Origin of the sequence: Cognatazoarcus halotolerans, from assembly GCF_009800965.1 — a bacterium.
GTDB lineage: Bacteria > Pseudomonadota > Gammaproteobacteria > Burkholderiales > Rhodocyclaceae > Cognatazoarcus > Cognatazoarcus halotolerans.
Genome location: NZ_WUAF01000012.1, coordinates 87408 through 102580 on the forward strand (window position 1 = coordinate 87408; position 15173 = coordinate 102580).

The following is a 15173-nucleotide window of genomic DNA, read 5'->3' on the forward strand; positions in this document are numbered from 1 at the left end:
CGCCATCAGGCCACGAGGAAAGACCCACCCCGCAGGAGCGGGGTAGTACGGGAGTCTTAGCAACTCACAGGTCGGCAAGCGACTTCACATGGGATACGACGCTGCGTGCCAGCGACGACAGGGAGTAACCACCTTCCAGTATCGATACGATGCGCTTCTCGCAGCATTCCTCGGCAACGACCTTCAACTGTTCGGTCGCCCACACGTAATCCGCCTCGACAAGACCGAGGGACCCCATGTCGTCTTCGTAGTGCGCATCGAAACCGGCTGAAATGAAAATCATCTGTGGCCAGTGATCGCGCAGTGCCGGCACCCAGATGTCCGAAACGATCTGCCGGAAAGCATCTCCGCGCGTTCCCGCAGGGACCGGCACGTTGACCATGTTCGGAGCCGGATTGTCCGCACCGCTGTATGGATAGAACGGGTGCTGAAAGATACTGACCATGAGCACCCGAGGATCGTCCTTGAAGATATCTTCGGTCCCGTTCCCGTGGTGAACGTCGAAATCGACAATCGCGACGCGCTCCAGCCCGTGCACCTCAAGCGCGTGCCTGGCTGCGATTGCGACATTGTTGAAAAAACAAAACCCCATTGCCTTTGTCGCCTCGGCATGATGCCCGGGGGGTCTGATCGCGCAGAAGGCGTTCTCTATTTCCTTCTTCAAAACCAGATCGGTCGCGAGAATGCCGGCTCCAGCCGAGCGCAATGCGGCCTGCATGGTATGAGGGCACATTGCAGTATCCGGGTCGACGTGACGGATCCCGTGCTCAGGCACGTTGGCCATCATCGCTTTGACGTGCTCCATGGGGTGCGCTCGGGCGATCTGCTCAAGCTCGGCGACTGGCGCGTCGTAAAAGCCTAGATACATGTCCAGCCCGGCTGCGATAAGGCGATCGTTGATGGCCGACAAGCGGTCGGGACACTCGGGATGATGGTCGCCCATATTGTGCAACCAGCATTCCCGATGCGTGATGAATGCAGTGGATGTCATACCCCCCCTTCGGCCTCAAAGCGAACTTTTCAGCCATCTCGTCTTCAAATCGGCCGCGTCGGTTTACACCGCCAGCCTTTTGGTTTGTGGAATTCATTATCCACTTATATCGGAGCTTCAACAAATGCCTCAAGAGCCTCGATTTCAGCCCGCGCTCGGCACTTTGCTCAGTGCTGCGGAAGAGATAATTCTCGGCAAACGGCATACCCTGAAACTTGCCCTTACGGCCGTCCTGGCGCGCGGACATCTACTGATTGAAGACATCCCGGGCGTCGGCAAGACTACCCTGGCCCATACTTTCGCCCGCTTGCTTGGGCTGCGATTTCAACGAATACAGTTCACAAGCGATCTTCTGCCGGCGGACGTTCTGGGCATGTCCATATTCGATCGCGAAAGCGGCTCATTCCGCTTCCACCCCGGCCCGGTATTCGCCCAACTCATCCTCGCCGACGAAATCAACCGGGCGACGCCGAAAACCCAGAGCGCGCTGCTCGAAGTGCTTGAAGAAGAGCAGGTAACAACTGAAGGCACAACCCATTATCTGCCTGATCCGTTCTTCGTCATTGCCACGCAGAATCCCATTACTCAGATCGGCACCTTCCCGCTGCCCGAAAGTCAGCTTGACCGATTTCTGTTGCGCGTATCGATCGGATATCCGGATCAGATCGCTGAACGAGCCCTCTTGCTTGGCGAGGATCGGCGCAGCATGCTGGAACGTCACCCCCCGGTAATCGATGCGGAAACCCTGAAGGGTGCACAGATCGCGGCAGGGCGGGTTCATGTCAGTGACCGGCTGGCCGATTATCTGCAGGCGCTTATCCGGGCAACGCGCGACGATCCGGAGATATTGATTGGCTTGAGCCCGCGAGCCGGCCTCGGCCTGCTCTCCGCAGCGAAGGCATGGGCCCTGCTCGAAGGCAGAGAGATGGTCCTGCCGGAAGATGTCCAGGCGGTGTTCCCGAACGTTGCGGCGCATCGCCTGATCGCCCGCGACGGAACCCGGCACAGTGGTTCGGCGCTGGCACAACGTGTGCTGACCGAGGTCGCCATTTGCTGAAAGAGATCCGAGGTGAGCTGCGTAGCCGAGTCGACGGCTGGCTGTTCCGCATCCGGCCTGCGGAAGCGCTTCCCGTCGTACTCCGCCAACGCCGCATATTCGTGCTGCCCACACGCTTTGGCGTTGCCTTCGCTTTCACGCTTCTCGTCATGCTGCTGACCTCCATCAATTACAACCTGAGTCTCGGCTATGCACTTACCTTCAGCCTTGGCGGTATCGGTATGGTCAGTATCCTCCACGCGTTCCGAAATCTGCTCCATCTCGAGATACATCCCGCGGCTTGCCCGCCGGTTCACGCCGGTACGCCGGCGACCTTCACGCTGCGTCTCCGCAACGACGCCGGACGGCCCCGGACTGCGCTTCTCCTGAGCGTTCCCGGTGGCCCGGCGGGAACGCCGTTCGACATTGCGCCCCACGAAAACAAATCGATGGCGATCTCGCTTCCAACAACGCGGCGCGGCTGGATCACGCCAGGACGGGTGACCCTCTCAACCACCTACCCACTGGGGATGATCAAGGCATGGAGCGTATTTGCGCCAGACCTTCGTTGCCTCGTTTACGCCCGTCCCGAAACACCATCCGTGCCTATTCAGGCCCATGGGGCCTCGTCTGCCGGAGCGGCCGTCGGGAACACCGGAAAGGACGATTTTGTCGGTTTCCGCGAGTACCAGCGCACCGACTCTCCCGGTCACATCGCCTGGCGGCTCGCGGCCAAATGCGAACGACTCCTCACCAAGCAGTTCGACGGCGGAGACGCCGTTGAACTCGAACTCGACTGGTCAGACCTCCCTGCAGCACTCGGCACGGAAGAGCGCCTCTCTCGACTGACTCGCTGGACCCTGCTAGCAGAAGCGGCCGGCATCCCCTATTCGCTCCGGATTCCCGGCCGTATCGTCCAGACTGGTTACGGCCCCGCGCATCGCGATCGGTGCCTCAGAACTCTCGCGCTTTTCGGGCATAGGGATGAGTAAACGCGCGCATCGTTCGCCTCTGTTGACCGCCCGCGATGGCATGTGGCTTGTTCTGACTGTCGCCACCACCCTCGCACCCCATCTGGGAAACTTGCCAATCTGGCTGGCCGGCGTGGCGACGCTCTTGCTCGCTGCTCGTCTGTTCGTCGATCTTCACCGTATTCCTGCGCCGGGAAAGATTTTGCTTACCACGATGGCCGTCGCGATTACTGTACTTACGGGCGTCCACTTCGGGGAACTCTTCGGCCGCGCACCCGGCTTGGCATTGCTCACCGCATTCCTTGGTCTGAAGCTGCTGGAAGCGCGAACTCGGCGTGACGGTCTGGCGGTCGTATTACTCTGCTTTTTCATGCAGCTCGGTCAATTTCTGCAATCGCAAACAATGAACACCGCGGTGTTTACGATGATCGGCGTGATCATGGCGACATCGACACTCGCTCGCCTGCACGGTGTTGCCAATGCGAAAGGGTCGATACGTCTGGCGATATTGCTCGCACTTCAGGGCGTGCCGCTGATGTTGGTGCTTTTCCTTCTCTTCCCCCGAATCCAGGGTCCCCTCTGGGGTTTGCCGGGTGATGCCTTTGCGGCCACAACCGGCCTGTCCGGATCAATGCAGCCGGGCTCGATCAGCAATCTGGTGCGATCTGGGGAGATCGTCTTTCGCGCAGAATTCAGTGGCGAAGCGCCCTCTCCGAGGCTCCGTTACTGGCGAGGGCCGGTGCTCAGCAAATTCGACGGCAGAACGTGGACGCAATCTAACCACCGCGAAGCGAAAACCCCGTTCTATCGCGTATCGGGTACGGCATACAGCTACACAATGACACTTGAACCGAACGGTCAGCGTTGGCTTCTGGCGCTCGAGGTGCCAATTGGCGGCCCGGATCAAGCGCGCTACTCCAGCGACTACCAACTGCTCTCCGAGCGCCCCGTCACCAGTCGGATTCGATATTCGGCACGCGCCTATCCAGAGGCACGCACGGGTGCCGAGGCTACCGAAGACATATTGCAGGAGGCGCTCGCGCTCCCGGATAGTGACAATCCTCGTGCGAGGAGACTCGGCCAGAATCTGCGGCAGCGCCACGATGCACCAAGGATGCGGATCACGGCATTACTTGAACAGTTCCGCGAGAGTGCCCTCATCTACACTCTGAATCCGCCTTTGCTTGGCAACAACCCCGTCGATGAATTCCTGTTCGACACCCGTCGTGGATTCTGCGAACACTTCGCATCGGCTTTCGTTTTCATTGCCCGTGCGGCGGGCGTACCAGCAAGAATAGTCACCGGCTACCAAGGCGGAGAGCAGAACCCGGTTGACCACAGCATTGTCGTCCGCCAATCGGATGCTCATGCGTGGGCAGAAGTATGGCTGAAGGGGCATGGTTGGGTTCGGGTGGACCCCACGGCCGAGAGCAGCCCCAGTCGCATTGATGATGGCATCCGTACGGCGCTCGCGGGCGAGGTTGACCTTCCTTTCGTAATCCGCGCGGATTTCGACTGGTTGCAAGCCGCACGCTACCGCTGGGAAGCCGCAAACAATGCATGGAACCAATGGGTACTGGGCTATGATCCGCGACGACAGCGCCTGCTCCTGAATCTGCTCGGGCTGGACAGTACGGATTGGCGGCAACTGACCTTCGTCATCTTTTTGCTTAGCCTGCTGATCGTTGCAACGCTCATGCGGTGGGTCTATGCCCGCCCCTCCGATTGCGACGAACTTGACCGTAGCTGGCGCAAGCTGTGTGCGATACTCGCAAGAGCAGGCGTGGAACGCATGCACAATGAAGGGCCATTGGATTTCTCGCGCCGAGCGGCGACGTTACGGCCAGACTTGGCTAATCAACTCGAGCAGATCGGATCCCTGTATGCATTCTTGCGCTACGGACTACGGGGCCCGGACGACTTGCAGAAACGCACCACCCTCAAGAAACTCGTAGACGAACTCGGAAAACAGTAGAGATGCGGATCAAGAATCTCCTCGGTGCAGCAGTTCTGGGCATTTTCAGTCTTTCGCTCAGTGCCCAGGGCTATGGGGAAAGGGAGGAGGCAATTGCGTTTGCGCGTGACCTCGAGGCCCGCCACCAGATTCCGCTGGCCGAAACGCTATCGTATCTCACCCGCGCAACCTACGATGATCGGGTGATTCGGTACATCAGCCCCCCGAAAAAGACGGGCGTCCGATCTTGGCTGCGGTATCGGTCCCGATTCATCGAACCGATACGCATTCAAGCGGGTATCGATTTCTGGGAATCCCATCGAGCCATCGTTAGAGCCGCGGCCGAACGATTCGGCGTTGACGAAGCAATCATCGTCGGCATTATCGGGGTCGAGACGATCTATGGCCGCTACACGGGCAACTTTCAGGTGCTCGACGCCCTCGCCACGCTGGCATTCGACTACCCGCCGCGAGCGACGCTGTTCCGAAGCGAACTGGAGAACCTCTTTCTGATGGCTCGCGAACAGGGCCGCCCGGCGGACGAATACTACGGATCGTTTGCCGGAGCGATCGGTTTGCCCCAGTTCCTGCCAAGCAGCATCCGGAACTACGCTGTAGATTTCGACGAGGACGGCAGAATCGATCTCGACAACAGTATTGCCGACGCGATCGGATCGGTCGCCAACTACCTGCACCTGCATGGCTGGCAAGCGGGCGCTCCCATTGCCGTGCCCGCCACCGTGGCGGACGAATCGAAGATCGACGCTTTACTCGCGGCGGGCATCGAGCCGAGCCTTTCGAGTGAGCAGCTCGCCGCCGCCGGTGTAGTAGCGAAGATCGGCGACCCGGAAAATCAGCAAACGACCCTCATCGATCTGGCAAGCCCGGGAAGTAGCACAGAGTATTGGCTGGGCTATCGGAATTTCTACGTGATTACCCGCTACAACCGCAGCAGCTTCTATGCCATGTCCGTATTTCAGCTTGCGGACGCGATCAGCCGGCGCAGCGATGCGCGCATGGCACAACGGGACTGAGCCTCGCCTCGCCGGACGTCATCATTGCCAACGGGGCCGCTTCCAGAATCGCGTGACGCACGCCATGCCCCGAATCGGGAGCGAGGCAAGGTCCACGAAACTGCTTGCCACGCCGGATCGACAATCTTCCACATCCCTCGAAGCCACAGTGTCGCCGACCGGCTTTGCCCACTGGGCCCCGCCTTAAAGCAGTGAATCCCGATGCATGCCTCGACGTTTGAGGATGCGACGCAATTGCCCCAAAGCCTCCAGTTGTATCTGGCGCACGCGTTCCCTCGTCAGGCTTAATTGTTCGGCCAACTCTTCCAGCGTCTGGATTTCAGCTTCATCGAATCCGTAGCGATGTCGAATCACGAATCGCTGCTTGTCCGAGAGCATCTCTATCCATTCCTCGACGAGGCTCTCGACTTCCGAGCAATGGACCTGATCATCAAGCGTTTCAAGTCGGTCGTCGGCCAAAGATTCACCGATCGAAAGAGACGGATCTATTTCCAGCGGTGCGTCGAGCGAAGCCGTATGCTCACTTAGCGCAAGTATGCTCCGAACATCTTCGACCGGTTTGTCCAAGCGGCGCGCTATCTCATCAATGTTGGAGCCGCTTCCATTTTCGGCTTCGACGCTGCGCTGCGCCCGGAGCACCTGGTTCAGCTCCTTAACAACATGAACTGGTAGCCGAATCGTCCGTGACTGGTTCATGATCGCGCGCTCGATGTTCTGCCTTATCCACCACGTTGCGTAGGTGGAAAAACGGAAACCTCGTTCCGGATCGAATTTTTCCAGGGCGTGAATAAGCCCAAGATTGCCCTCTTCAACGAGATCGAGCAATGGAATACCGCGATTGAGGTAGTGCTTCGCAATATTTACGACCAAGCGTAGATTACGCTCGATCATCGTCTGCCGTGCCTTGAAATCACCCTCGCGCACCCTCCGAGAGAGAGCCAGCTCCTCTTCCGCTGTGAGAAGCCGATTAGCACCGATCTCGTTCAGATAGAGCTGAGTGACATCGCTGAGAAATTCGCTCTCGAAGGACGGAGCCGGCGTTTGGTGAAACGCCTCCAACTCCGGTGGCAGATCCGGCTCTTGACTGTCATTTTCATCAGGCGAGGCCGAATCGTACATAGCGCTCCTCAGCGTTCGGGCAGGTAGTTCACGGGATCCACCGGCTTGCCCTGCCGACGGATCTCGAAATGCAGTTTCGGCCGGTCGCTATCCGTACTGCCGAGTTCCGCAATTTTCTGGCCCTTCTCTACCGTCTGCCCCTCTTTGACCAACAATTGCCGGTTATGGGCGTAAGCACTCAGGTAGTTTGAGTCGTGTTTGATGATGACGAGTTTTCCATAGCCACGCAAGCCGGTGCCGGAATAGACGACTTTACCGGCAGCGGCGGCAAACACGCCATCCCCGGGTTTGCCGGCAATATCGAGGCCTTTGCGTGGGTTATCCTTGAACCCCGAGAACACCGTGCCACCAACCGGCCAGGACCATTCGACGCCATCGACAGTGCGCGCACCATCCGGACGCACTGCGGATGGTTTGCCGGGTTCGTTGGACGCAGCCTTGGCCTCGACCGCTGCGATTGACGGGACCGTTGCGTTCTGCGCGGCAACCCATGCCTGATCGCTGTAGGGCTGTTTTCCACCCTTGGGTTCCTGCTTGAGAGACGGCAAGGTCGTTGCAGCCTCGGGCGCCACCGGTTTGACCTCGACAGCCGGGCCATCAATATTCACGGGGCTAACCACCACAGCGTCAGGCGAGGCAATCCGCAACTCAGTGCCCACTTCGAGCTGATTCGGATCAGCCAGTTGGTTCCAAGCGACGAGATCGCGAATCGTAAGGCCCTTTCGCTGCGCGATGCTGTAAAGCGTGTCACCCGGGCGCACGATGTAGAAACCGGCACGTGGCGTGGACGATGGCGCTGCCCTGCCAGACGCGCTCCCCCCCCGATCGGATACCGGCGCCGATACCGGCGTGGCGCAACCTCCCGCAAATAGCGCTACGACCATTCCGCCAAGTGCGATTTGGCGACCAATTCGAATTCTTGGATTCATTCGATACCCATTAGCAGGGGCACGAACCGGACGCTTTCAAAGCGACTCTCACGGAACGCGCTACCCTGTCTCTCAACCAAAACGAGTTGTTGTTCACCAGCCCCCACCGGCAGGATCAAGCGTCCACGGTCAGCAAGCTGGTCTTTTAGCGCCTGTGGAATACTTCCCGCTGCGGCCGCCACAACGATCGAGTCAAAAGGTGCTGCCTCGGGGAGGCCAACCGTACCGTCACCATATTTCAGGCGGACATTCGGCAGCCGCAACGGTCGAAGATTATCCTTGGCACGCTCGATCAACTGCCGGATCCTTTCAACCGCATATACATCGCTTGCGAGCCTTGAAAGGACCGCGGCCTGATATCCACAGCCTGCACCGACCTCGAGCGTCTTGCCGAGTTCCCGCCCGCCCATGCGAAGAATCTCTAGCATCCGGGCAACAATGAACGGCTGCGAGATTGTCTGCTGGCGCCCCAGGGGCAACGCGGTATCCTCGTATGCCCTGGAAGCAAGCGCTTCTTCAACGAACGCATGCCGCGGCACGGCAAGCATGGCGGCCAGCACGCCCTGATCTCGTACCCCCTGCTCCTTTAGGCGTTCAACCATATGGTTACGCGCCCGCATTGAGGAAAGTCCTGCATCAGGTTGCCTCACGGCCATCAGGACAACCACTCCTTGAGCGGGTCGATCAAACCACGATGGGTCAGATCAATCTGCAGCGGTGTCACCGAAACAAAGCCCTTGGCCACCGCATGGAAATCGGTACCCTCCCCCGCATCCTGCGCCGAACCGGCAGCGCCCACCCAGTAAACCGTTTCGTTCCTTGGTGTTACGCTCTTGATCACAGGCTCTGCCTTGTGGCGCCGCCCGAGGCGGGTAATCACGACACCCTTGATATGATCAACGGGAATCTCAGGCACATTCACGTTCAGCAGTACTGGCTGGCCGAAGGGACGCTCCATACATCGGACAACGATGTCGCGGGCCACCTGTGCAGCGGCGGAGAAATCAACTGTATCGCGGCTGGCAAGCGAAAACGCTATTGAAGGCACGCCAAGCAGATACCCTTCTGTCGCCGCGGCCACCGTCCCCGAATAGATCGTGTCATCACCCATGTTGGCCCCGTGATTGATTCCAGAGACCACCATATCGGGAAGCGCGTCAAACATACCGGTTACCGCCAAGTGCACACAGTCGGTTGGCGTTCCATTGACATAGTAGAAGCCGCTGCTGGCTTTGCGGAGCGAGAGTGGCCGATCGAGCGTTAACGAGTTGCTCGCTCCGCTGCGATCCCGTTCCGGCGCTACGACCGTAACGTCGGCCAAGTCCGCAAGCGCTGCTGCGAGAGCGGCAATCCCCGGCGCAAAATATCCGTCGTCGTTGCTTAATAGAATGCGCATCGTCTAACTGTTGAAATTGCCCGGCGAGTCCGATCGCGACTCGATATGGCACTGCGGCTTCGCCCCGAAATAGCCAAGGATGTTAGCACACCCGGTCAGGTCCACCGGGGCGGACAGATCGACTGCACGGGGGCCTGTCAGGAGCAATACGTATCAAAAAAACAAAAAAGCCCGGGATGTCCGGGCTCTATTGTTTTGGTCGGGGCGGCGGGATTCGAACTCGCGACCCCTTGCACCCCATGCAAGTGCGCTACCAGGCTGCGCTACGCCCCGACACAAGCGGGCATTATAGCAGTCGAAAGATAAAAATCCAGAAATTAACGCCTATCGCCGCGATCACTCAATTAATCCGCGCGCAATAATGTCAGGATGGCTTCGAGTTCGTCGCGGGCTTCGCCGATCAGCCGACGAAGCATGACCGACTCTTCAGCATCCTCCTGCTCGCGAATTGCCGTCTCGCCAAGCCGGTGCCGGGCCCCGGAAATCGTAAACCCGTCCTGGTAAAGCAATTCACGAATCCTGCGAACCAGCAGCACTTCGTGATGCTGATAATAGCGCCGATTACCACGACGCTTCACCGGCTTGAGCTGTGTGAACTCTTGCTCCCAGTAGCGCAAGACATGCGGCTTCACACCGCACAATTCGCTGACTTCTCCGATCGTGAAGTACCGTTTTGCCGGAATCGGCGGCAATGGCTCTCTGGTGTTATCAGGGCTGCTTGTTTGCATCGCTCAGTAATTCCACGGCCGCTTTCAACTTCTGGCTGGAATGAAAAGTGACCACGCGCCGCGCGGTAATCGGGATTTCCTCACCGGTTTTCGGGTTGCGGCCGGGGCGCTGGGGCTTGTCCCTCAACTGGAAATTTCCAAACCCCGACAGCTTCACACAGTCACCCCGCTCCAAGGCAAGGCGGATCTCTTCAAAGAAGCACTCCACCATATCCTTGGATTCTCGCTTGTTCAACCCGACCTTCTCAAAAAGAAGATCAGCCAGCTCGGCCTTGGTCAATGTCACCTTGTTCAACTACTCACCCACGCAGTTTTGCGCCGAACCTGGACTCGGCGGCGTTGACCAGCACGGATACAGCCCGATCGACTTCCGCATCTTCAAGTGTGCGCCGAGTATCTTGCATCAAGATCCTGAAAGCAAGGCTCTTTTTATCGGCGGCTATGCCTTTGCCCTGATAGACATCGAAGAGGTCAATGGACCTCACGACGGGATCCGCAACTGACCGCAGGACCTCGATCACCGTGCCGACAGGCACGCCCTGATCGATCACCAACGCGATGTCCCTGACTACGGCAGGCTGTCGCGACACCGTGCTGTAAGCCGGCAGACGAGCCTCCATCATTGCGTCAAGGCGTACCTCGAAGACAACCGGCGCACCGCCAAGATCATAGCGTTGGACCAGGGACGGATGGAGTTCACCAACAACCCCTATCTCCCTACCGTCCAAACGAACTGCAGCACAGCGGCCCGGATGCAAGGCGGCGTGCTCGCATGGCACGAACTCGGCCAACGCGGGGGCAAGAAGTGCCTCCAGATCGGCCTTGACGTCATAGAAGTCCACCGCGCGCGATGGCATCGCCCACTGCTCCTGAACAGCAGGACCACCCGCGAGCGCGGCAAGCATGACCGGCTGATCAAACCCGTCTACGGGAGCCCCGTCTGCGGATCGGCGGAAGCATCTGCCGGTTTCGAATACCCTCACCCGCAAGATTTGGCGATTACGGTTCGAGACAAGGTTCCCGACCAGCCCCGCAATCAGACTCGAGCGCATCACGCTGAGCTGACTCGCAATCGGATTGGCGAGGCGAATCGGCTTGGCGTTTCCGGCGAAATCCCTCTCCCACGCCTCTTCAACAAACGCAAAGTTGACGACTTCCTGGTACTCACGATCTGCCAGACGGTGACGGACAGCCCACGCGGGCCGGCCCGACTCGGTACTCGGAAGCATGGCCAGGCTACCGTGAGGCGGCGGGGTTGGTACGTTGTCGTAACCGTATATGCGAACGATCTCCTCGACGAGATCCTCTTCGATCTCGATATCGAACCGATAGGATGGAGGCGTTACCAGGAACCCGCTCTCCGTACTCTCGACCTGGAGTGAAAGCCCCTTGAGGATCTCCTCCATCCGTGCGTCATCGAGCGCTATGCCCAAGACCTTGCGAACCCTTGCGGTACGCAGTCGCACAGGCGACCGGGACGGCAGATGAGCCTCGGATTCGGCTTCTTCTACAGGCCCTGCTTCCCCGCCGCAGACATCCAGTACCAGGCGCGTCGCACGTTCGATCGCACGGCGCGCCAGAGCATAGTCAACACCGCGCTCGTAGCGGTGCGAAGCATCAGAGCCGAACCCGTAGCGACGAGCCCTTCCCGAGATCGCGTCTGGTGCGAAGAAAGCGCTCTCGAGGAAAAGGTCTGTAGTGGCGAGACTTATGCCGCTCTCTTCGCCGCCCATTACACCCGCCATCGCCAGGGCCTGACGTTCGTCGGCAATCATCAGGGTATCCCCGTCCGGCATGACCTTCTGTTCGTTCAGCAGCAGCAACTCCTCACCAACTTGCGGCCAGCGGACATGAATCGAGCCCTGGAGACGGCTGTTATCGAATGCATGCAAGGGCTGACCGAGTTCAAGCATCACGTAGTTGGTGATGTCGACCAACGCGCTGATCGAGCGGATACCCGATCGCTCGATCCGCTCGCGAATCCAGTCAGGCGTCTTGGCGGCAGCATCAACCCCTCGAATAATGCGGCCACAATAACGGGGGCAGGCCTCGGGGGCATCCAGAAAGATTGCCCGCCGTGCGTCGATCGTAGGTGCGACGGGTTCGCAGGATGGCTGGGTCAACGCAGCCCCAGTAAGGGCCGACACTTCGCGCCCCACACCGACAAGACTCAAGCAGTCGGCCCTGTTCGGGGTCAGCTTGATGGTGATGGATACGTCATCAAGCGCCAGGTAATCCCGGACATCAGTGCCAATAGGCGCATCGACGGGCAATTCCAGAAGGCCGCCATGATCCTCGGACAACCCAAGCTCACGTGCCGAGCACAACATACCAAAGGATTCGACTCCGCGGAGCTTCGCTGCCTTGATGTCGAAGTCCGGCAGGTGCGCACCAACCAATGCGCACGGCACCACGAGTCCAGGTGCCGCATTCGGCGCACCGCAAACGATCTGAAGCAGTTCACCGGTGCCGGCGTCCACACTACAGACGCGCAATTTATCCGCATTCGGATGCTTCTCCGCGGCGCAGATTCGCGCTACGACGATACCGGAGAACTCCGGCGCAACCGGCTCGACCTCCTCTACCTCGAGGCCCGCCATTGTCAGCAAATGGCTCAAACCCTCGGTATCGAGGGGCGGATTGACCAGGCTCCGCAACCAGCGCTCTGAAAATTGCATGCTCTGTTACCTGAATTGACTGAGGAAACGCAGATCGCCCTCGAAAAACAGTCTCAAATCATTCACCCCATATCGGAGCATTGTCAGTCTGTCCGGACCCATGCCGAACGCGAAGCCGGTATAACGCTCCGGATCCACGCCACCATGTCTGAGAACATTCGGGTGAACCATTCCGCATCCGGCTATTTCCAGCCATCGACCTTTCATCTCTCCGCTCATGAACGCAACGTCGATCTCGGCGCTGGGCTCAGTAAACGGGAAGAAAGACGGGCGGAAACGGACCTGCAGATCGTCGGTTTCAAAAAAACGTCTGAGAAAATCCGTGACGACCCCCTTAAGATCCGAAAAGCTGATATCCGCGCCAATCCACAAACCCTCGACCTGATGGAACATCGGCGAATGGGTAGCATCAGAATCCACCCGATATACGCGCCCCGGGATGATCACCCGCAATTCCGGCATCGTCTCCATGCTACCGAAGCGCGCCACATGGGCTTCCATGCTGCGAATCTGTACCGGGCTGGTATGCGTGCGCAACAGGACCTTGTCTTCGTTCTCGATATAGAAGGTATCGTGCATCGAGCGCGCCGGATGGTTTTCGGGCGTATTCAATGCCGTGAAATTGTGATAATCGGTCTCGATTTCAGGACCATCAGCAACCTCGAAACCGATTGAACGGAACAAGGTTTCGATACGCTCAAGGGTTCTGCTGACCGGATGCAGTCCGCCAACACCATAACCTCGGCCGGGAAGGGTCACGTCGAGCGCTTCAGCGGCAAGCTGTACTTCGAGCGCCGCTTTGAGCAATGCCTCGCGGCGCGCTTCCAGCAGGCTTTCGATCTCGCCTTTCGCCTGGTTGATCCGGGCGCCGATTTCCCGCCGTTGCTCGGCCTCCAGTTTCCCTAACCCCTTGAGCAGCTCGGTGAGCGAGCCACTGCGCCCAAGAAACCGTGCCTTGGCTTGTTCCAGTTGGGCACTATCCGAGGCAGCCAGGAAATCTGCACGCGCCTGCTCGACAATTTGATCAAGGTTATTCATGGTGGATGAGCCTGAATGTCAATTCCAAAAAAAAAGGAGGCTAGGCCTCCTTTTTTCGCGCTGCCGGCAATTACGCAGCGAGTTTGGCCCGAGCTTGTTCTGCGAGAGCAGCAAAAGCAGGCTTGTCAAACACTGCAAGGTCTGCCAGAACCTTGCGATCGACCTCGATGGCGGCCTTCTTGAGACCATTCATGAAGGTGCTGTACGTCAATCCCAGCTCGCGGGAGGCCGCGTTGATACGCGCAATCCACAGGGCACGGAACTGGCGCTTGCGCTGACGACGGTCGCGGTACTGATACTGCCCGGCCTTCATCACGGCCTGCTTGGCGATACGATATACGTTCTTGCGACGGCCGCGATAACCTTTGGCTTGGTCGAGGACTTTCTTGTGACGTGCGCGAGCGGTTACACCGCGTTTAACTCGAGGCATCTTTTACTCCTGAATCAAGCGTAAGGAAGCATTGCACGAATCAGCTTCTGGTCTGCCGCATGCACTTCAGTCATGCCGCGCAGTTGGCGCTTCGATTTCGTGGTCTTCTTGGTAAGGATATGGCGCTTGAACGCCTGGGAACGCTTGATTCCACCGCTGGCGCGGACTTTGAACCGCTTTGCGGCGCCGCTTTTGGTTTTCATCTTGGGCATGACAGCTCCTGTTTATGACATGTCACCGGGTACCGCCAATTTCGACGAATTTGCAAACCCGGCACCACTTGTTTCCGGACAAACCTCCGTCCGCTTCTTGCCCCGGATTTCAAGGGCAAAACCTGCTTAAGCCTTCTTTTTCGGGGCGATCACCATCACCATCTGCCGCCCTTCCATCTTTGGCATTTGCTCAACCTGACCCAACTCGTCGAGATCGGCCTTAACTCGCTCAAGCTGCCTCAGTCCGAATTCCTGGTGAGCCATTTCCCGCCCCCGGAACCGTAAGGTCACCTTGCACTTGTCTCCATCGGTCAGAAATCTTGTCAGATTACGCAGCTTGATCTGGTAATCGTTTTCATCCGTACCGGGGCGGAGCTTTACTTCCTTCAACTGCGTTTGCTTTTGCTTGGACTTTGCTTCGTGGGCCTTTTTCGCTTCCTGATACTTGAACTTGCCAAAGTCCATGATCCGGCACACCGGCGGCTTGGCAAGCGGCGCGATCTCCACGAGATCAAGCCCTGACTCTTCAGCCATATTCATTGCTGTCTGAAGGGACACGATGCCGGCCTGTTCGCCGTCCGCATCGATGAGTCGAATTTCTAACGCGTTGATCTCTCTGTTTACGCGCTGCTTCTTATCCTGAGCGATGGTTCAAAT

The 15173-nt window shown here is 58.6% G+C and carries 16 protein-coding genes and 1 tRNA gene; 4 read left to right on the plus strand and 13 right to left on the minus strand.

Translation table 11 applies throughout. The features are described 5' to 3' along the window. Window positions 1–64: 64 nt before the first annotated feature. Window positions 65–991, minus strand: coding sequence for a histone deacetylase family protein (locus tag GQB03_RS15685; protein ID WP_159691434.1), 927 nt, complete (start codon window positions 989–991; stop codon window positions 65–67). Between the two features lie 124 nt (window positions 992–1115). Here GQB03_RS15685 and GQB03_RS15690 point away from each other — a divergent pair, with 124 nt between their 5' ends. From GQB03_RS15690 to mltB, 4 genes are read left to right on the plus strand one after another with little or no spacing between them, the layout of a single operon-like run. Beyond that, window positions 1116–2048 (plus strand): AAA family ATPase, encoded by a 933-nt coding sequence (locus GQB03_RS15690; protein ID WP_159691589.1) that lies wholly within the window; start codon window positions 1116–1118, stop codon window positions 2046–2048. Further along, window positions 2042–3019 carry a DUF58 domain-containing protein gene (locus GQB03_RS15695; RefSeq protein ID WP_235027090.1) on the plus strand — a complete coding sequence of 326 codons (978 nt, stop codon included), beginning with the start codon at window positions 2042–2044 and terminating at the stop codon, window positions 3017–3019. Before GQB03_RS15690 ends, GQB03_RS15695 begins: the two co-directional genes overlap by 7 nt. After that, complete coding sequence (locus GQB03_RS15700) at window positions 3012–4973, plus strand: transglutaminase TgpA family protein (RefSeq protein WP_159691437.1); 1962 nt, start codon at window positions 3012–3014, stop codon at window positions 4971–4973. The genes GQB03_RS15695 and GQB03_RS15700 overlap by 8 nt, the downstream gene beginning before the upstream one ends. 2 nt (window positions 4974–4975) lie before the next feature. Then, window positions 4976–5986, plus strand: a complete 1011-nt coding sequence (gene mltB / locus GQB03_RS15705; RefSeq protein ID WP_159691440.1) for a lytic murein transglycosylase B — start codon at window positions 4976–4978, stop codon at window positions 5984–5986. Between the two features lie 183 nt (window positions 5987–6169). On the opposite strand, the gene rpoS is transcribed toward mltB, so the two are convergent. From rpoS to infC, 12 genes are all read right to left on the minus strand, one after another. Then, window positions 6170–7105, minus strand: coding sequence for an RNA polymerase sigma factor RpoS (gene rpoS, locus GQB03_RS15710; RefSeq protein WP_159691443.1), 936 nt, complete (start codon window positions 7103–7105; stop codon window positions 6170–6172). An 8-nt stretch (window positions 7106–7113) separates the two neighbouring features. Next, window positions 7114–7713: a murein hydrolase activator EnvC family protein gene (locus GQB03_RS15715; RefSeq protein WP_407644544.1), complete on the minus strand. Its 600-nt coding sequence runs from the start codon at window positions 7711–7713 to the stop codon at window positions 7114–7116. 317 nt (window positions 7714–8030) lie between these two features. Beyond that, on the minus strand, window positions 8031–8690 hold the full coding sequence (locus GQB03_RS15720; protein WP_159691449.1) for a protein-L-isoaspartate(D-aspartate) O-methyltransferase: 660 nt from the start codon (window positions 8688–8690) through the stop codon (window positions 8031–8033). After that, window positions 8690–9430 (minus strand): 5'/3'-nucleotidase SurE, encoded by a 741-nt coding sequence (gene surE, locus GQB03_RS15725; RefSeq protein WP_159691452.1) that lies wholly within the window; start codon window positions 9428–9430, stop codon window positions 8690–8692. Before surE ends, GQB03_RS15720 begins: the two co-directional genes overlap by 1 nt. A 196-nt stretch (window positions 9431–9626) precedes the next feature. Further along, window positions 9627–9703, minus strand: a tRNA-Pro gene (locus GQB03_RS15730). A 71-nt stretch (window positions 9704–9774) separates the two neighbouring features. Beyond that, complete coding sequence (locus GQB03_RS15735; RefSeq protein WP_159691455.1) at window positions 9775–10158, minus strand: MerR family transcriptional regulator; 384 nt, start codon at window positions 10156–10158, stop codon at window positions 9775–9777. Next, window positions 10139–10444 (minus strand): integration host factor subunit alpha, encoded by a 306-nt coding sequence (locus tag GQB03_RS15740; protein WP_159691593.1) that lies wholly within the window; start codon window positions 10442–10444, stop codon window positions 10139–10141. The genes GQB03_RS15735 and GQB03_RS15740 overlap by 20 nt, the downstream gene beginning before the upstream one ends. A gap of 13 nt (window positions 10445–10457) precedes the next feature. After that, entirely contained in the window at window positions 10458–12836 is a 2379-nt protein-coding gene (pheT, locus tag GQB03_RS15745; RefSeq protein WP_159691458.1) for a phenylalanine--tRNA ligase subunit beta, read from the minus strand. A 6-nt stretch (window positions 12837–12842) separates the two neighbouring features. Then, the gene (pheS, locus tag GQB03_RS15750; RefSeq protein ID WP_159691461.1) at window positions 12843–13874 is read right to left on the minus strand and encodes a phenylalanine--tRNA ligase subunit alpha; all 1032 of its coding nucleotides are present in this window, start codon (window positions 13872–13874) and stop codon (window positions 12843–12845) included. Between the two features lie 70 nt (window positions 13875–13944). Further along, window positions 13945–14304 carry a 50S ribosomal protein L20 gene (gene rplT, locus GQB03_RS15755; RefSeq protein ID WP_159691464.1) on the minus strand — a complete coding sequence of 120 codons (360 nt, stop codon included), beginning with the start codon at window positions 14302–14304 and terminating at the stop codon, window positions 13945–13947. Window positions 14305–14318: 14 nt separating this feature from the next. Next, window positions 14319–14516, minus strand: coding sequence for a 50S ribosomal protein L35 (gene rpmI / locus GQB03_RS15760; protein WP_159691467.1), 198 nt, complete (start codon window positions 14514–14516; stop codon window positions 14319–14321). Between the two features lie 126 nt (window positions 14517–14642). Beyond that, window positions 14643–15164, minus strand: coding sequence for a translation initiation factor IF-3 (gene infC, locus GQB03_RS15765; RefSeq protein ID WP_159691595.1), 522 nt, complete (start codon window positions 15162–15164; stop codon window positions 14643–14645). Between the last annotated feature and the right edge of the window lie 9 nt (window positions 15165–15173).